Annotated in this window: 13 protein-coding genes and 1 pseudogene; 8 read left to right on the plus strand and 6 right to left on the minus strand. The window is 64.4% G+C overall.

The window, feature by feature from the left end:
* Window positions 1-110 precede the first annotated feature (110 nt).
* The 4 genes from IEY14_RS22000 to IEY14_RS22015 all read left to right on the plus strand — a co-directional run bounded on the left by IEY14_RS22000 (window position 111) and on the right by IEY14_RS22015 (window position 6,620).
* Window positions 111-869, plus strand: coding sequence for an ImuA family protein (locus IEY14_RS22000; RefSeq protein ID WP_188912394.1), 759 nt, complete (start codon window positions 111-113; stop codon window positions 867-869).
* The gene (locus tag IEY14_RS22005; RefSeq protein WP_188912397.1) at window positions 784-2,304 is read left to right on the plus strand and encodes a Y-family DNA polymerase; all 1,521 of its coding nucleotides are present in this window, start codon (window positions 784-786) and stop codon (window positions 2,302-2,304) included. Before IEY14_RS22000 ends, IEY14_RS22005 begins: the two co-directional genes overlap by 86 nt.
* A gap of 42 nt (window positions 2,305-2,346) precedes the next feature.
* Window positions 2,347-5,625, plus strand: coding sequence for an error-prone DNA polymerase (locus tag IEY14_RS22010; protein ID WP_188912399.1), 3,279 nt, complete (start codon window positions 2,347-2,349; stop codon window positions 5,623-5,625).
* A 116-nt stretch (window positions 5,626-5,741) separates the two neighbouring features.
* Entirely contained in the window at window positions 5,742-6,620 is an 879-nt protein-coding gene (locus IEY14_RS22015) for an SDR family oxidoreductase (RefSeq protein WP_188908383.1), read from the plus strand.
* 678 nt (window positions 6,621-7,298) lie between these two features.
* On the opposite strand, the gene IEY14_RS22020 is transcribed toward IEY14_RS22015, so the two are convergent.
* Window positions 7,299-7,640, minus strand: a complete 342-nt coding sequence (locus tag IEY14_RS22020) for a hypothetical protein (protein WP_188912401.1) — start codon at window positions 7,638-7,640, stop codon at window positions 7,299-7,301.
* Between the two features lie 260 nt (window positions 7,641-7,900).
* Between IEY14_RS22020 and IEY14_RS22025 the strand changes: the two genes are divergently transcribed.
* Complete coding sequence (locus tag IEY14_RS22025) at window positions 7,901-8,374, plus strand: hypothetical protein (protein WP_188912403.1); 474 nt, start codon at window positions 7,901-7,903, stop codon at window positions 8,372-8,374.
* A gap of 1 nt (window position 8,375) precedes the next feature.
* Window positions 8,376-8,720, plus strand: a complete 345-nt coding sequence (locus tag IEY14_RS26340) for a DUF2085 domain-containing protein (protein ID WP_373289037.1) — start codon at window positions 8,376-8,378, stop codon at window positions 8,718-8,720.
* A gap of 13 nt (window positions 8,721-8,733) precedes the next feature.
* Here the strand turns inward: IEY14_RS26340 and IEY14_RS22035 are convergent, their stop codons facing one another.
* The 3 genes and pseudogenes from IEY14_RS22035 to IEY14_RS26255 form a co-directional block, all read right to left on the minus strand.
* Entirely contained in the window at window positions 8,734-9,675 is a 942-nt protein-coding gene (locus IEY14_RS22035) for a DUF4328 domain-containing protein (protein WP_188912407.1), read from the minus strand.
* A gap of 415 nt (window positions 9,676-10,090) precedes the next feature.
* Entirely contained in the window at window positions 10,091-10,789 is a 699-nt protein-coding gene (locus IEY14_RS22040; RefSeq protein WP_308422072.1) for a LysR substrate-binding domain-containing protein, read from the minus strand.
* Between the two features lie 12 nt (window positions 10,790-10,801).
* Window positions 10,802-10,987 (minus strand): annotated as a pseudogene (locus IEY14_RS26255) (LysR family transcriptional regulator); the annotation flags it as partial.
* A gap of 103 nt (window positions 10,988-11,090) precedes the next feature.
* On the opposite strand from IEY14_RS26255, the gene IEY14_RS22045 reads away from it, so the two are divergent.
* Both IEY14_RS22045 and IEY14_RS22050 read left to right on the plus strand, forming a co-directional pair.
* A complete protein-coding gene (locus IEY14_RS22045) occupies window positions 11,091-11,843 on the plus strand; it encodes an SDR family NAD(P)-dependent oxidoreductase (protein ID WP_188912411.1) in 753 nt (250 codons plus the stop codon).
* Between the two features lie 18 nt (window positions 11,844-11,861).
* Window positions 11,862-12,575 carry an SDR family NAD(P)-dependent oxidoreductase gene (locus IEY14_RS22050; RefSeq protein WP_210318540.1) on the plus strand — a complete coding sequence of 238 codons (714 nt, stop codon included), beginning with the start codon at window positions 11,862-11,864 and terminating at the stop codon, window positions 12,573-12,575.
* Between the two features lie 238 nt (window positions 12,576-12,813).
* On the opposite strand, the gene IEY14_RS22055 is transcribed toward IEY14_RS22050, so the two are convergent.
* Window positions 12,814-13,185 carry a response regulator gene (locus IEY14_RS22055; RefSeq protein WP_188912413.1) on the minus strand — a complete coding sequence of 124 codons (372 nt, stop codon included), beginning with the start codon at window positions 13,183-13,185 and terminating at the stop codon, window positions 12,814-12,816.
* On the minus strand, window positions 13,185-16,793 hold the full coding sequence (locus tag IEY14_RS22060) for a PAS domain-containing protein (RefSeq protein WP_244639641.1): 3,609 nt from the start codon (window positions 16,791-16,793) through the stop codon (window positions 13,185-13,187). The genes IEY14_RS22055 and IEY14_RS22060 overlap by 1 nt, the downstream gene beginning before the upstream one ends.
* Window positions 16,794-16,982 lie beyond the last annotated feature (189 nt).

Raw genomic sequence — 16,982 nt, forward strand, 5'->3', positions numbered from 1 at the left:
GGGGATTTTAACTCTTCCGTCTCCGATCCAAAACGCCAAGCCATTGACTCGACAGCAACGGATCGAGAACAAGATAGGAACAAAGTCCGTACTGATTCCTTGCGTTGCCCATGGAGAAACGTTCTGCCGCTCTGGTCGAGACCCTTCGCTCGCAAATCGAGCGGCTTGAGGGGCGAACCGCTCGTGCGCGCGACGTCCTGCCGTTCGGCCTTCCCGAGATCGACGCCAGGCTTCCTGGCGGCGGCTTGGCGCTGGGCTCGCTCCACGAGGTGGCAGGCGGTGGAAACGGGGCTGTCGACGGCGCGGCCGCAGCGCTCTTTACGGCCGGGATCGCCGCCCGGACGAAGGGCAAGGTGTTGTGGTGCGTCACGCGCCAGGATCTCTTCGCTCCCGCGATCGCCCAGGCGGGTCTGGCCCCCGGGCGGGTCATCTACGTCGAAGCTGGCGACGAGAAGAGCCTGCTCGCCTGCTTCGAGGATGGCCTTCGCCACGGCGGGCTCGGCGCGGTCGTCGCCGAGGTCGCCAAGCTGTCGATGACGGCCTCGCGCCGGCTCCAGCTTGCGGCTGAGGGCTCCGGCTCGATCGCTCTCGCGGTTCGCCGCTGGCGGCGCCAGACCGAAGCCGCCGACTTCGGGCAGCCGACCGCATCCGTCACCCGCTGGCGCGTGTCCGTCCTGCCGTCGCGACCGTTGCCGGTGCCGGGCGTCGGACGGGCACGTTGGCTTCTCGAACTCATCCGGTGCCGCGCCGGTGAATGCGCCGACTTCGAAGTGGAGGCCTGCGATGGCAAGGGTCGTCTCGCTCTTTCTGCCGCGCTGGCCGACCGATCGGTTGCGCCGCAAGTCGCCCGGCAGCGCACCGCCGGCTGACGTGCCGCTTGTGCTCGTCGGGCGAGAGGGCAATCGCCGCGTCGTCACGGCGTTGGATCGTCTGGCGGACGCGGCTGGCCTGTCGGTCGGCATGGCGGCGGCCAAGGCGCAGGCCCTCGTTCCCGGTCTTGCCGTGCTCGACGCCGATCCCGCCGGCGACGCGGCGGCCCTCGATCGGCTCGCCGTCTGGGGCCTGCGCTTCTCGCCGATTGTCGCCGGCGATCCGCCCGACGGCATCGTGATCGAGACGAGCGGGGCTGAACACCTCCACGGAGGCGAGGAGGCACTGCTGCGCAGCCTCGTCGACCGCTTTGCCGCATCCGGATTGGAGGCCCATGCTGCGATCGCTGACACCTGGGGCGCCGCCCATGCCGCCGCGCGCTTTTCCGGCGCGGCGATGGCGCTTGTCGAGGCAAACGCGACGCGGGAAGCGCTGGCAGGCCTGCCGCTCGCTGCGCTGCGCCTTGCCCCTCGGCTGCTTCTCGATCTGCATGTCCTCGGCTTTGCGACGATCGGCGAGATCGCGGCGCAGCCGCGCGCGCCGCTGACGCTGCGCTTCGGCCCGCAACTCGGCCGGCGGCTCGACCAGGCGGCCGGCATTCTGCCGGAGCCGATCGATCCCATCCGCTCGCCCGACCTCATCGAGGTGCGCCGCGTCTTTGGCGAGCCGATCGGTGCGCCGGAGACCATCGCGCGCTATACGGCAAAGCTCGTCACGGCGCTCGTGACGGAGTTGGAGGCCAGATCGCTCGGCGCGCGCCGGCTCGATCTTCTGTTCGGCCGGGTCGACAACCTCTGGCAGGCGATCCGCATCGGCACGGCGCGACCCGAGCGCGACGCCAAGCGCCTGACCCGCCTTTTGTCGGAACGTATCGAGACCGTCGCACCGGGCTTTGGCATCGAGGTCATGACGCTGGCGGCAACGCAGACCGAGCCGCTCGCTGATCGCCAGACGATCTCCTCGCTCGTCGAGGAGCCGGAAGCGGATGTGTCGGGTTTGGTCGACATCCTGGCGAACCGCATCGGCGAACGCCGTCTCTACCGCTTCGCACCCCGATCGAGCGACGTGCCGGAGCGCTCCGTTGCCCGCGTCGAGGCGATGAGCTCCGATGATGGCGTCTCCTGGGACGATCATTGGCCGCGGCCGTCCCGCCTCCTGCCGAGACCCGAGCCGGTCGAGACGATGGCGCTGCTCCCCGACCACCCGCCGAACTGGTTCACCTGGCGTGGCCAGCGGCGCCGCGTGCGCCGTGCCGACGGTCCGGAGCGCGTCTTCGGCGAATGGTGGAAGCGCGACGCCGAGCTTGTCACGGTTCGAGACTACTTCCAGGTCGAGGACGACGCCGGTGAGCGCTACTGGCTTTATCGCGCCGGCGATGGCGAGCATGCCGAGACCGGGTCGCATCGCTGGTTCCTGCACGGTATCTTCGGCTGATGCGGCGCCGAGCGATGCGCCGACGGGTCAGGCTCTCCGGACATGGCTGATGTAAGCCATCGCTATGCCGAGCTTCAGGTCACCTCGCACTTCTCGTTTCTGCGCGGGGCCTCGTCCTGTGAAGAACTCTTCGCCACCGCCAGCCTGATGGGCATCGAGGCGCTCGGCGTCGTCGACCGCAACTCGCTGGCCGGCATCGTGCGAGCGCACGAGGCCGCCAAGACCACCGGCATTCGGCTGATCGTCGGCTGCCGGCTCGACCTGACGGACAGTATGCCGATCCTGGTCTACCCGATGAACCGCCCGGCCTATTCGCGGCTTTGCCGCCTTTTGACCCTTGGCAAGTCACGAGGCGGGAAGGGGAGGTGCGTTCTCGGCTGGGACGATCTCGTCTCCCACAGCGAAGGCTTGATCGGCGTGATGGTGCCGGATTACGCCGACGACGAACTCCACCACCAACTCCGGCGCTTGCGGACCGTTTTCGGCGATCGGGCCTATCTCGCGCTGGCCCTGCGACGTCGGCCGAACGATCAGCTCCGCCTGCACGAGCTCTCGACCATGGCGGCCGCCGCCCGCGTGCCGACGGTGGTGACGAACGACGTCCTCTTTCACGAGTCGGATCGCCGGATCCTGCAAGATGTCGTCACCTGCATCCGGCACGGCGTCACCATCGACGATGCCGGCTTTCGCCGCGAGCGCCATGCGGACCGGTTCCTGAAGCCTCCGCCGGAAATGCATCGTCTGTTCAAGCGCTACCCGGAAGCGTTGGCCCGGACGCTCGAGATCGCCGATCGCTGCCGCTTCTCCATGGACGAGCTTGCCTACCAGTATCCGGAAGAGAAGCAGTTCCCCGACCTGACGCCGCAGGAGGCGCTGGCGAAACTCACCTGGGAGGGGGCGGCCGAGCGCTATCCGGAGGGATTGCCCCCGTCCGTCCGGCGCAACCTCGAGCATGAGCTTCGTCTCATCGAGAAGCTCGACTACGCCCCGTACTTCCTGACCGTGAACGCCATCGTTCGCTTCGCCCGGTCGAAGGGCATTCTCTGCCAAGGCCGCGGATCGGCGGCGAACTCCGCCGTCTGCTTCGTGCTGGGTGTCACCTCGATCGACCCCGATCGCAACGACCTCCTGTTCGAGCGTTTCGTCAGTGAAGAGCGCCGCGAGCCACCCGACATCGACGTCGACTTCGAGCACGAGCGGCGTGAAGAGGTGATCCAGTGGGTCTACGAGACCTACGGGCGGACGAAGGCGGCGCTCTGCTCGACCGTGATCCGGTACCGCGCCAAAGGCGCGCTCCGCGACGTCGGCAAGGCGCTTGGGCTCCCGGAGGATCTGACGAAGACGCTCTCAAGCCAGGTTTGGGGTTGGTCGGAGGACATCGACGAGAAGCACGCCCGCAGCGTCAACCTCAACATGGAGGACCGGCGGCTGCGCCTTGCACTGGAACTCGCCTCGCAGCTCGTCGGCGCGCCACGCCACCTGTCGCAGCATCCCGGCGGCTTCGTCCTGACGCGCGACCGGCTCGACGAGCTGGTGCCGATCGAGCCGGCGGCCATGGTCGACCGGCAGGTGATCGAATGGGACAAGGACGACATCGACGCCCTGAAGTTCATGAAGGTCGACGTTTTGGCGCTCGGCATGCTGTCGGCCATGCGGCGGGGCTTTGATCTCCTTCGTGAGCATAAGGGCATCGACCTCGACCTCGCCACCATCCCGGCGGAGGACCCGCGCACCTATGCGATGATCCGGCGGGCCGACACGCTCGGGACCTTCCAGATCGAGTCCAGAGCGCAGATGGCGATGCTGCCGCGGATGAAGCCGCGCACCTTCTACGACCTCGTGATCGAGGTGGCGATCGTGCGCCCCGGTCCGATCCAGGGTGACATGGTGCATCCCTATCTCCGGCGCCGCGAAGGCCGGGAAGAGGTCGCGTTTCCAAAGCCGGAACTGGAGCGCGTTCTCGGCAAGACGCTCGGTGTGCCGCTGTTCCAGGAACAGGCGATGCGGGTCGCGATCGAATGCGCCGGCTTCACGCCGGGCGAGGCCGACCAACTCCGACGGGCGATGGCGACGTTCAAGTTCACCGGCGGCGTCAGCCACTTCCGGGACAAGCTGGTCGAGGGCATGGTGGCGAACGGCTACGAGCGCGAGTTCGCCGAACGCACCTTCCGCCAGCTCGAGGGCTTCGGCTCCTACGGCTTTCCGGAGAGCCATGCGGCCTCGTTCGCCCTGATCGCCTATGCGTCGTCCTGGCTGAAGTGCTGGCATCCGGATGTGTTCTGCGCGGCGCTCCTCAACGCGCAGCCGATGGGCTTCTACGCTCCGGCGCAGATCGTGCGCGACGCGCAGGAGCACGGCGTCGAGGTCCGGCCCGTCTGCATCAACGCCAGCCGCTGGGACTGCACGCTGGAGCCGCAAGCATCGGAAGCCTGTTCCGATGGCGATGATGGCGGCGACGGCCGCTTTGCCGTTCGGCTTGGGCTTCGCATGGTGCGTGGGCTCGGCAACGCGGAGGCCGCCCGGCTCGTCGCGGCGCGGGAGGAAACGCCCTTCGCCTCGGTCGACGATCTCTGGCGCCGCGCTCGCATCTCGCCGGCGGCCTTGGTCGATCTCGCCGAGGCGGATGCCTTCCGACCCGGCATCGGCCTGTCACGCCGGGACGCGCTCTGGGCGATCAAGCCGCTTCGGGACGAACCGCTGCCCTTGTTCGCCGCCGCGGCCGACCGGGAGGCGAGGACCGTCGCCGAGCAGGCCGAACCCGTTGTGACGCTGCGTGCGATGCCGGAGGGTGGCGAGGTGGTGGAGGACTACGGCCATGTCGGACTGACCCTTCGCCAGCATCCCGTATCGTTCTTGCGGGCCGAGCTCGTCCAACGCCGTCATATCACCTGCGACGAGGCCATGGCTTCACGCGACAAGCGCTGGGTCGAAGTCGCCGGCATCGTTCTCGTCCGGCAGCGCCCCGGCTCGGCGAAGGGTGTCATGTTCATCACGATCGAGGACGAGACGGGCGTTGCGAACCTCGTCGTCTGGACGAAGGTGTTCGAGGCCAACCGCCGGACGGTGCTTGGCGCCGGCATGATGGGCGTCAAAGGGCGGATCCAGCGGGAAGGGGAGGTTGTGCATCTCATCGCCCATGCCCTGACGGACCTGTCGAAGGAGTTCGCAAGCGTGGCGCGACGCGGAAAGGCAGAAGGCGTTGTCGATGCAACGATCTCGACCGGAATGGCGCTGCCAAGGATGCCGCCCGCCAAGACGATGTCGGACCCGTACGGCCACGTCGTGGACGAAATCCGAGTGAAAACGCGAGACTTTCGATAAGCCGAACGCCACTTCGGAGGGCCGCGCTGGGAGTTGTCAGCGCCAAAACGTCCTGCCTCGCTATCTCCAACGTCGATGTCTCCTAGTTCGACGACAACTGACGAAGGAGATTCCCCATGACCGTCGATCCGCGCCAAGCCGGCCCACGCCCTCCTTTCCCCGGCGACCAGCAGCAGCAAAAGCCCGGCCTAACGTCGAAAATGACGCCGGCCCCCGACCATGGCGAGGAGAGTTATATCGGCAAAGGGCTTCTGACGGATCGCGTTGCTCTGATCACTGGCGGCGACAGCGGCATCGGCCGTGCCGTCGCGATCGCTTATGCTCGTGAGGGCGCCGACGTCGCGATCTCCTACCTGCCTGTTGAGCAGTCCGACGCAGAAGAGACGGCTCGCTGGGTCGAGAAGGCAGGACGGCGCTGCATTCTATTGCCCGGCGACCTCGCGGACGAAGCGCACTGCCGGGACCTCGTCTCTCAAACGGTGGGACAGCTCGGCCGGATCGACGTTCTCGTCAACAACGCGGCCGCGCAGGTAGTCAACGAGGAACTCGACGACGTCACGCCGACGGATCTCGAGAATTCCTTCAGGGTCAACGTCTTCGCGATGTTCTATCTCGCACAGGCGGCGGTTTCCCACATGGAGCCGGGCGCAACGATCATCAACACGACCAGCGTCCAGGCGAAGGTCGCGGGCGAGAAGATGTTGATCTATTCGGCGACGAAAGGGGCGATCGCGAGCCTGACCATCTCGCTCTCCAACCTGCTCGCCCCGAAGGGCATTCGTGTGAACTGCGTGGCGCCGGGTCCGATCTGGACACCCATTCAGCCCATCGTCAAAAAGCCGGAGGAACTGTCCTCGATCGGCGAGAAGACACCGCTCGGCCGCGCCGGCCAGCCGGCAGAACTCGCGCCGGCCTACGTGCTGTTAGCGTCACGGGAGGGCAGTTACATGTCCGGTGCGCTGATCCCGGTAACGGGCGGCATGCCGATGCTGTAGACTGGCTGAGCTGCCGTAGGAAAATGTACATGGCGGGGCCGGTAGCGCCGTCTCCCGCCAGGGCGCCGTCTCCCGCCAGGGCGCCGAGCGCTACGCCGGCCTCGACGCCCTTCATCGCTTCGACCAGGCCCGAACCGCAGCGGCGACCGCTGCCGCCTCGATCGAACAGACGATCCGCGGGATTGCCCTTGCGCCTGCCTCGAACGCACCGCGCGTCGACCGTCGATAATTGACAGGAGCTATCCGCATGCCCATCCCGAAGGGCAGAAAGCTTGCTCGCAGCGCGAAGATCGACATCGAAGAGAGCGCGAGGAAGCTGACGAAGGAACTCCGCGAACAGTTCGCCCCCTCGCCCTAAAGCGCATCGGCAACGCGGCCGGCCGTTCAGGTATGCAAACCGCCCCCGCCCGCATTACTCCGGTGATGTTGCCAGGCTGCGGCCTGACGAGGTGCCGGCAATCCTTAAGACGTATGAGGAGTTCCTCACCGAGCAAGATCCTCGTCACCGCACGAACGGTGGCCGTTGTAGAGAGAAGCCTGCAAGTGCATCGCCTGCAATCTGGAACGTGCTGATTTTGATGAGGCGTCAGCTCTCAAGCACCTTCAGAGTTCGGCGGGCGAGATGATCATTTTCAACCACGTCAAGAACATTGCCGCCACCATCAAGCGGATGATCGGCTAAGGATGCACGTCGCTAGATGATTCGCGTGCCCGTTTGAATTCCTGCATCCATTGCAGCGGATGGGTGCAGCTGTCTGCGGAAATTTCACCTGATGTGGCCGACAAGTCAAAGATTCCCCAGCAGACGTCTGCACTGTTGCCAGTATTCCAATCGCCCAGCTGCTTTTCCTCAAGGTACTGCGCGACATCCGCAGCCGTAGCAAGCGCCGGATAATAATAGCCAAGATCGCCATCACCCCTCAGGCGATCGTAAACGTCCATGCAAAAGAGCAGATATCGCTTTCCATCGTCTGCTGCTCTTCGGCAGCGAGAAAACACCTCATCAGGGATGGCTGGCATGCTGTACCACTCGATCTCGTGAACCGAATGGTATGCTGACGGAAAGGAAAGATAGCGACAAGATTGGTCCATAGCTAGGAATCAAAGTCCTGTCGGCTTCGGCAATTATGAAGGCTCCGGCGTTGGCTGCTATTTGCGACGATGATTTGCACAAGCGGGATCAACTCCGACGCTTGACGGAGCTGTGCATGGAGATTTGACTACTCGCAAAGCTTCGAATCGGGCGCGTCACGAACGTTGGTATTCAGGGAAGGCGATTGATGTGGGTCGCGGTTATTATCATTGTCGTCCTGATATGCATATGCGTAGCAATATCCGAGGCTGGTGACGATCAGAAGAAGAGCAACGAAGCGGCTCTGGAGCAGCAGCGACAGCAAAATCTTGCGGAGCAATCCCGCATCGAGCGTGATCGAAACGAACGCCTCATCGCTCGACGCCCTGAGGCGCTCGCGCAGATGCTAAAGGAAGAGTTTCCATCGTGCCGAGATGCTTTCACTTATGGAAGGTGCCAGCAGATGATTGCTTGGTTTTCAGAACGGGGCAAAACGGCCATTGACGCCGCTCATGAACGAGAACCGGATCGAGCTGAGCGACTGCTTGGTATGCTCTACGCTCGGGAAGTCGCGTCGATTTTCTCGCCTGAGTTCCAGCAGATGATCGAAGCTCAGCCGGAGCAAGCTTGGCGCACCATTCGCATGTGTATGGACGCCTCCCTTGTGCGCGCTCAAGCCTGAGTTGGCTACTCGTCTTCTGCGGGTCAAGCAAGTCGCCAGCACAGCGCTTCGTAGCCGGCGGCCTCTTTGTAACGCACGCCCTCACACTGCGATCAGGATCCTCAATTGGGAGCTTCCACTCTGCGCACGCTGCTGCGGCGTTGTAGGAGGGTCTATTACTGCAGCAACTCTTACGCCCGTGTTGGCGGGTACATGGCAGCCGCCGCTTTCGCTCGTTGCCGTCGCTTGCTTCGCGTGCGCAAGCGACGGCATCATTTCTTATCGGAGACCAGAGGCAACGAACAACTTTGTTCGTTTCGTAACTGGGTATGCCCTGGGGAGTAGTTTGACCCTGTGGATCGGATAAGTCGTGGACAATGCTAAGATTGTCCCAATGCACGAGATTGCGATGCATTCACGCTTTTGATGAGTTCAGCTGCGAAGTAGCACCACGCGACCTCGACTCCATATATGGCGATGCTCCACCCAATGTATCGCTGCGCTTGCTCAATGGTTGTCACTTGGTCGGGCAGACTGGCGTTAGCGACCAAAGGGACAAAGACGCTCGCAAGCGTGAAGGCCCACCATTTTTGTACAGCTGATACAGGTCCAGCGCCAAACCCAAGGGCAATGTTTCTCATCGCTTGGTAGGGCTTCCAGAACCAAGCGACAGGTATGAAGTACCAATAAACTGCGCCAGCGGCTGAAACGGACTGCGGCCCTCGCAGCGCAATCAAATTGGACGTAGACCTATATTTCCAGAGCAGGAATACAACGATGGTGATCAGGAAGGGGATGGCAACCAGGGCTGCAACGTCTTGAGTATCGAGAAATGCTGCTTGCTGATATTTACCTGAAACTCCGCCAGAGGCTTTGATAATTGTTAATGCCTCGAATGCGCTGATGCCGCCGTTAAGTGCGACAAGCCAGGTCAACGCCTTGCCCAGAAACTTGTTGTCTCGGACGGACGCAAATGCATACGGCGAAACGCCAGGCAGTTGAGCAGGGACTTCTCTGGTCCCCAACGCCGAAGTGCTTCCAGGCTTGTCGAACAGGCTTGCTAGAGCTTCCTCGTCCGAGCGTGTTTTGGGCGCTGCAGGGCTGCCGGACGATAATGGCGGCGGCTGGATAGTCCTTTCACCCAATAGGCTGCGAAGATCGGTACGAAAGAGTGGCTTCCACTCGCCGATGAGCTCGGACCAGACGCTCGTATGCTCGTTCAGAACATCCGCGCGAATTAGCGCCCTTATCTCATCAGGCGTGAATGGGCCCTTGCTGCTCCCCATGTGATCGTAATACCAAGCTGTAGTAGCGTCACTCATGCGCAAAACTCCCGTACAACCGCTGATATCTGCTCTTGCTTGCTTTCGCATGCAGCTTCGAGCTTATTGGTATGTACAGGATCTTCTGATGTCTACTGGCTTTCCCTTGAGAAAGGCGATTGACGCACCTAAAGGATGGGTGCGATGGTGATGCAGCTCAAGGTGGCGTAAAGCATCGCTTGTACGCCCATCTTCGCCGTTCAGATTGGCCCCGCGTGATACTGGAACCTGCCGTTCGTGAACTAAGCTCCGAATAGCGGTCAGAACGACTGGCATTGAGACGAAGCCATTGTACTCGGCTCGCCGCTTGAATGACGGCTTATGGCCCGATACGAAACTCGGCTTGAACAGCCGGGAGGGGTGGTTTGCGGACTGTCTGCTTTGTACGACGGCGCGACGAAAACGGACGCATGTTTCAGGACGTTGACTTCAAGCGGTCCACGAAGGCGCGCAGAGCCGGCGACATATGACGTTGCTGGGGATAGCAAAGGAAGAAACCGGGAAACGGCGCGGACCAAGCCTCGAGCAGCGGCACGAGCCGGCCGTCGCGAACATATGGTGCGACTGCCTCTTCGATCGCAAAGGCGATGCCGGCGCCCGTCGCCGCCGCCGCGATGCCGAACCCGCGGCTGTCGGCAATCAGCGGCCCATCGACGGCGACCGTGAACCAGCGCCCCTTCTCATGGAACTCCCAAGCGTAGGGTGCCCCACGGCCCGGCCACCGCCAGCGGATGCAGCGATGGTGCAGAAGATCGTCCGGCGTCGATGGCGTCCCGTGCTCAGCGAGATAGGCGGGCGAGGCGACCGCGACCTGGCGAAGGTCCGGGCCGAGGCGGATCGCGACCATGTCGCGCTCGATCGTCTCTCCCAGCCGGATCGCGACGTCAAAGCCGCCAGCGACGATGTCCGAGACTTTGTCGTCGAGCGTCACGTCGAGAACGATCTCCGGGTAGTCCCGCGTGAACTGCGCCAGCATCGGGGCCAGGAACAACTCGGCGGCGACGCGAAAGGCGTGGACGCGAACCGTTCCGGCTGGCCGACCATTCGTGGAGCGCACGTCTTGGACGGCGGCGCCAAGGTCGCCCATCGCCGGCCGGATCCGGTCGAGCAGCATCCGGCCCGTTTCCGTCAGCGAGACGCTGCGCGTGGTGCGGTTGAGGAGACGCGCCCCGACGCGGTCCTCCAGTCCCCTGACCATCTGGCTGAGCGCCGACGGCGATACGCCGAGCGTCTGCGCCGCACGGCTGAAGCTCGATTCCTCGGCGACCGCGGCGAAGGCACGCAACGCCCCATAGTCGCTGCTCGACAACATGTCCGCATCCTTGATTGTTGAGATCAGCTAACAACCGAACGTAGAAGACCGCCGATTATCCTGTAGCGGCGATCCCGTACATGTCCTCCCAAGGAGAGTGGACATGACACCGAACAAGTTGAACCTTGATGGCCAAGTGGCCGTCGTCACGGGTGCGGCCCGCGGGATCGGACGCGCCACCGTCGATCTGATGCGCGCTCGCGGCGCGCGGATCGTCGCCAGCGACATCTCAGAAACCGTGCGCGAACTGGAAGGCGCGGACGTCGCGACCCTCGTCGGCGACGTCGCCGACGAGCATGTGGCGAAGCGCACGATGGCCCTCGCCATGGAGTGCTTCGGACGGGTGGACATCCTCGTCAACAATGCCGGGCGCACGCTCAACAAGTCGCTGCTCGACACGAGTTTGGCCGAATGGGAGGCCGTGATGGCGACCAACGCACGTGGCGCCTTCGTGCAGTCGCGCGAGGCGGTTCGGGCCATGGTGGCGAGCGGCCGAGGCGGGGCGATCGTCTCGGTCGTGTCGGTAGTCGCCGCGGTCGCCATGAAGGACCTGTCCGCCTACGCCGCCTCGAAGGGCGCGATCACCCAGCTCGTGAAGGTGATCGCCGCGGAGTACGGCAGCATGGGGATCCGTGCCAACGCCGTCGCGCCCGGTGTGGTCGAAACCGACATCCTGCAAGGCATCGGAGTCGCCGATAGCCGCGTGACGCTCGCGTCCTTTGGCGGCGTGCACCCGATCGGCCGCGTCGCGCAGGCCGACGAGATCGCCGAAGTGATCGCGTTCCTCGCCTCGCCGGCCGCGAGCTTTATGACTGGCGCGCTGGTCATGGCCGACGGCGGCTATTCCGCCATCTGAGACCCGGAGACCTGCATCATGCCGAAATCCATCCTGATCGTCGGGGCCGAACGCGGTCTCGGCCTTGGCCTTGCCGCCGAGTTCTTCCAGCGCGGCTGGCACGTCACCGGCACGGCGCGGCCCGGCGCCGATACTCGTGATCTCGTGGCCGTCGGATCAGACAATCCCACCCGCCTTTCGACCGCCACGATCGATGTGACCGATCGCGACGGCATCGGTCCGTTCCTCCTCGAACTCCGCGAGCGTCGGTTCGATGTCATCTACTTCAATGCCGGGATCTACGGCCCGCTGCATCAGAGCGTGACCGATGCGACGGATGCCGAGTTCGCCGAGATCATGCTGACCAACACGTTCGGCCCGATGCGGCTGGCCCATCGCCTGCTCTGCCGGCTGGCACCGGACGGAACCTACGGCTTCATGTCCTCGCACCGGGGCAGCACGGCGATCAACCTGGAGGGCGGCCTCGAACTCTACCGGGCCAGCAAGGCGGCGCTCAACATGCTGGCCCGTGGACTCTGGGCAACGAACCGGGCGCGGGGAACGAATGGTCTCACCGTGTTGTCCATTCACCCGGGCTGGGTGCGAACGGCGATGGGCACGCTGGACGGGACGGTCGAGCCGGAGATGGAGTTGCAGCCGAGCGTGCACGGTGTAGCCGACGTGGTGGAACGGCACATGGGCTCCGGCGAGAACCTCTACCGCGACTGGCAGGACGCGCCACTCGACTGGTAGGCGCGATGCTCGCGAGAACGTCCGCGTGTGGATTGGTAGATGCACATGGCTTCTCGTCTCTATGGGGTCGGAAGCCGATGGTTCGCTTCCAAGCGTCCGCTTCTTCGGCGTTCGACGGCTCGACCGGGTTGGTTGGTGACTGTCCGCCTCGTGCAAGCCAATCGAAGAAGCCGACATTCGCACAGTGCGTTCAGATCAACCTTCGCTGAGCCGGGTAGGCTTCCTACCGCGGGTTTACTCAAACGAAAGGTACACGAGCGAGCGCCGCGATGAGGGCGGTCTCCAAATCGATGGTTCGATAAGGCTTCGTCACGACGGGGATCCTCTCGTAGGCGGTTTCGCCTTCCGTATGACCGTACCCGGTCGCGAATACGAACGGGACGCCGCGCTGGAGCAGGATGTCGGCAACAGGATAAGACCGACCTCCGTGAAGGTTGATGTCGAGCACCGCGACGTCGATGGCGGAGTCCCGCGCCAGCTCCAATGCCGGACCAAGTTGCATGGCGGTGCCTGCGACGTGCAGCCCAAGGTCCGTCAGGGTGTCTTCCAGGTTCATCGCAACAAGCATCTCGTCCTCGACGATGAGAACCCGCTTACCTTGAAGCGGCATCAACGACTCTCGACGGTACCGAGCGGGGCCGCGATCTCGCAGACGACACCCGTTGGAGGATACAGAAGCTCCACCGCGCCGCCCAGCTCGGCCGCAAGGCCCCGCGACACGAGGCGTGAGCCGAAGCCGGGGCGCTCGGGTGGCCGCACCTCTGGTCCTCCGCTCTCGACCCAACGGATCGTCAGCGTTGGTTGCGGGTGGCCCGTCACGGACCAAGCAATCGTCACGTGGCCCTCGGGAGCGGACAAGGCGCCGTATTTGACCGCATTCGTGCAGAGCTCGTGGAAGGCAAGCGTCAAACTGACGGAAGCCTTGGGACCCACCCGGACCTTTGGTCCCTGAACGTCGAAGCGGTTGCCCTCCCGGAAGGGCCGCAGAGCGCCCTCGACGACCAGCGAAAGAGGCGCCGTTTCCCAGCTTTCCTGTGTCAGGAGGTTGTGGGCGTCGGAAAGCGCCAGGAGCCGCCCCTGGAAGGCTTGCCGCGCCTGGTTCGGAACGCGCTCGTCCTTGAAGGACTGCATGGCGATCGACTGCACCACGGCGAGCGTGTTCTTCACCCGGTGGTTCAGCTCGTTGACGAGGAGCTCGCGATGTCGTTCCGCCACTTTGCGTTCCGTGATGTCCGTAAAGGACGCGGCGAGCCCGCCGTCGTGAGTCCCCGCGAGCCGGGTTTCGAGGAAGCGGTCGGACTGGACCGGTGAACCCTCCTCGAAAGTCATTGCGGTCCGCGTTTCCATCACCTGTTTCAGATGCTGCCCATATGGGGTCGCACAGACTTCGGGGAATGCGTCCCATAGTTCCTGTCCGAGCACGTTGTCGCGCTCGCGGCCGAAGGCGTCTTCCGCGGCCCGATTGAAGAGAGTGATGCGCCAATTTGCGTCGACCGCGACAAAGCCGTCCGACACCGCGTCGAGGACCACACGCATCCGCCGCTCGCTTTCGGCGAGCCTTTCGGTCTGCTGTCGAGCCTCCGTGACGTCCTGCACGAGCCCGTAGAAACCGACCACCTCTCCCTCGGGCGTCCGCTTGGGGATGAAGTCCGCCCGGACGTGCCGCAAGCCGACGTCGGGATAGACCACGCTCTCCTCGAAACTGAGGTGTTGGCCCGACAGCGCAGCCCCGATCCTGGGCCTGACCTGCTCGAAGGCCACAGGGCCGACGACCTCGGCGACCGTCTTGCCGACGACGTCCTCGTGCTTGCGCGAGAACCAGGTCTCGTAGGCACGGTTGACGAACCGGTAGCGCAGGTCCCGATCGATATGGGAGATCAGGACGGGAAGGGCGTCCATCAGCGTCCAGAGCTGGCTCTCCGAATGCGCGAGCGCGACTTGAGCCTTCGACGCGGCGAGCTGGGCCTCCAGCACGCGCTCGCGGTTGGCAGCATCGCCCCGCAGGCTTGCCAGACGAAGAACGCCGTCGATGCGAGCCCGCAGTTCCTGGGCGCCGAAGGGCTTCACGACGTGGTCGTCGGCACCCGCGGCCAAGCTCTCGACACGTGCCTCTTCGCCCGCCCGAGCGGACAGGAAAATGACAGGCACCGTCGCCATGGCTGGGTCCGAGCGCATGGCATGCAAGAGGGCGAAGCCATCGAGCCCCGGCATCATGATGTCGGACACGACCAGATCCGGTCGCGACGTTTCCACCGCCGCAAGCGCCTGCGTTCCATCGGCGACAGCGATGACGTCGTAGCTGTCGCCGAGGAGTCGCTGGACGTAGGCGCGCATGTCGGCATTGTCGTCGGCAAGGATGATACGCGGGCGTGACCGCGGCGACGGAGTGTGCCGGCCCGCATGGGTGTTCTCATCGCCCGGCAACCAGCGAAGCGCCTCCTCAACGAAGGCGTCGGCTTGCGGACGCAGGCCAGGATCGCGCGGCGCATCAACCAGACTGGCGCGGGTCGCCGAACCATACGGAAGGACGACTGTAAAGGTCGTCCCACGCCCGGGCCCCTCGCTCTCGACCGCGATGTCTCCCCCGTGGAGCGCCACGAGCTGCCTGACGAGGGCTAGGCCGATGCCTGTGCCCTCGTGGCTTCTGGCGTGCTGTCCGGGGATACGATGGAAGCGCTCGAAGACGCGGGGCAACTCGTCGCTCGGGATGCCGACGCCCGTGTCCGACACGACGAAAGCCACGGCGTCGCTGCCAGCTTCACGCAGCCGGACGTCGATCGTGCCCTCATGGGTGAACTTGAAGGCGTTGGAGAGAAGGTTGAGGACGATCTTCTCGAACATGTCGCGGTCGACACGCACGAGACGCGGCAGGGACGGAGCGTCGACGACGAGGCGAAGGCCCGCTTTCTCCATCGCCGAGCGAAAATTGGAGGCGAGGTCGGCCGTCAGTACCGAAAGATCGCAGAACTCGAAGCTGGCTTCCGCCCTGTCCGCCTCGACGCGCGAGAAGTCGAGGAGCGTGTTGACGAGGCGCAGGAGTCGGAGCGCGTTGCGATGTGCGATCTGGAGCTCGCCGCGATGGTCCGCGAGTGTGCCGGCCTCGTCCACTATTGCCTCCTCAAGAGGCCCAAGCAGCAGCGTCAGCGGGGTGCGAAACTCGTGCGAGACGTTCGAGAAGAAGGCCGTCTTCGCTCGGTCGAGTTCCGCCAGCTCCTCGGCGCGCCGTCGGTCGTCCTCGCGGGCACGGGCATTGCGCAGGGCTACGGAGACCTGCGTGGCGAGAAGCTCGAAGAACGAGCGGTAGCCTTCATCAAGGGCCCGGTTAGGCGAGACCCCGGCGATCAAGACACCGAGCACGGCTCCCTGGGCACCCATGATCGGCAAGCGAATGGCCGACGTAACAGGGTCGCCGTAGGCACCGCCGCTGACGGTCACAATACGGTCGAGACCGTCAACAAGCGCAGCGTCACCACCATGGGCATCGTCTACCGACGACAGGCCTCGCTCCCCAGTCATCCAGTCTGCGGCGGACGCCGCGTCGTCTTCGGTCAGTCCTTGGCTCGCCACGAGGCCGAACGCGTCGCCGTCACGCAGATAGACGCAGGCGAAGGGCACGTCGAGACGATCCTCGGATAGGGCGGCGACAAGGTCACGCGCGGCCGCCGCCGTCTCCTGCGCGTCGCCGGCCCGTGCCGCGAGTTCGCGCAGCAGGCGCAGCCGTCGTTCGCCAACGATTTGCTCGGTGACTTCCGAGCAGACGGCCAGCATGCCGACGATCTCGCCGCGGTCGTTTTCGGCCGGCGCGTGGCTGACCGAGAAGTAGGCTTCCTCGCGATAGCCCGACCGATGCATCTCGAGAGGAAGCGCCGGCGTCCAGTTGGCAACACCCGTTGCCATCACGCGCTCGATCATTGGCCCGAGCGTGTCCCAAGCCTCGGCGAGGGTGACGCGGATGTCTCCGCCGAGCCCAGAAGGATGGCGGTCGCCAATCAGCTTGGAATAGGCGTCGTTGTAGATCTGCGTGAACTGTGGCCCCCATGTCAGCACCATGGGATACTGCGAAGACAGGAGGGTGCGCACCGTCGAACGCAGGCTTTGGGACCAGCCCTGAACGGGGCCGAGGGGCGTTGCCGCCCAGTCCAGCGTGCGCCCGCGAGCCCGGACATCGCCGGGGCCGGAAAATAGTGCTTCCGACGACCAGGACCGCGGTTCGGCCATATCGGACAAGGGTTCGACCTTCGACGGTGTGGATCTCAACCGTGTGGAGTTATCAGAACGGGAAAGCTCACGACCATAGTTGGCTTCCGTCCGAAGCCGAGATCAGCGCACGCATTTTTTTGCTGACTGAATATGTTGCATCTCAAGGGGGGCTGAGACGCCCTTTTCACAGCGTCTGGGCCCTCGCGA

The sequence above is a fragment of the Aureimonas endophytica genome (assembly GCF_014642635.1).
Lineage (GTDB): Bacteria > Pseudomonadota > Alphaproteobacteria > Rhizobiales > Rhizobiaceae > Plantimonas > Plantimonas endophytica.

What these genes read in the sequence shown, in the direction of transcription:
- IEY14_RS22000 (WP_188912394.1), top strand. Translation starts at nt 111, where the DNA reads ATGGAGAAACGTTCTGCCGCTCTGGTCGAGACCCTTCGCTCGCAAATC.
- IEY14_RS22010 (WP_188912399.1), top strand. Translation starts at nt 2,347, where the DNA reads ATGGCTGATGTAAGCCATCGCTATGCCGAGCTTCAGGTCACCTCGCAC.
- IEY14_RS22045 (WP_188912411.1), top strand. Translation starts at nt 11,091, where the DNA reads ATGACACCGAACAAGTTGAACCTTGATGGCCAAGTGGCCGTCGTCACG.
- IEY14_RS22015 (WP_188908383.1), top strand. Translation starts at nt 5,742, where the DNA reads ATGACCGTCGATCCGCGCCAAGCCGGCCCACGCCCTCCTTTCCCCGGC.
- IEY14_RS22005 (WP_188912397.1), top strand. Translation starts at nt 784, where the DNA reads ATGGCAAGGGTCGTCTCGCTCTTTCTGCCGCGCTGGCCGACCGATCGG.
- IEY14_RS22050 (WP_210318540.1), top strand. Translation starts at nt 11,862, where the DNA reads ATGCCGAAATCCATCCTGATCGTCGGGGCCGAACGCGGTCTCGGCCTT.
- IEY14_RS22035 (WP_188912407.1), bottom strand. Translation starts at nt 9,675, where the DNA reads ATGAGTGACGCTACTACAGCTTGGTATTACGATCACATGGGGAGCAGC.
- IEY14_RS22040 (WP_308422072.1), bottom strand. Translation starts at nt 10,789, where the DNA reads ATGCTGCTCGACCGGATCCGGCCGGCGATGGGCGACCTTGGCGCCGCC.
- IEY14_RS22025 (WP_188912403.1), top strand. Translation starts at nt 7,901, where the DNA reads ATGTGGGTCGCGGTTATTATCATTGTCGTCCTGATATGCATATGCGTA.
- IEY14_RS22055 (WP_188912413.1), bottom strand. Translation starts at nt 13,185, where the DNA reads ATGCCGCTTCAAGGTAAGCGGGTTCTCATCGTCGAGGACGAGATGCTT.
- IEY14_RS22020 (WP_188912401.1), bottom strand. Translation starts at nt 7,640, where the DNA reads ATGCCAGCCATCCCTGATGAGGTGTTTTCTCGCTGCCGAAGAGCAGCA.
- IEY14_RS22060 (WP_244639641.1), bottom strand. Translation starts at nt 16,793, where the DNA reads ATGGCCGAACCGCGGTCCTGGTCGTCGGAAGCACTATTTTCCGGCCCC.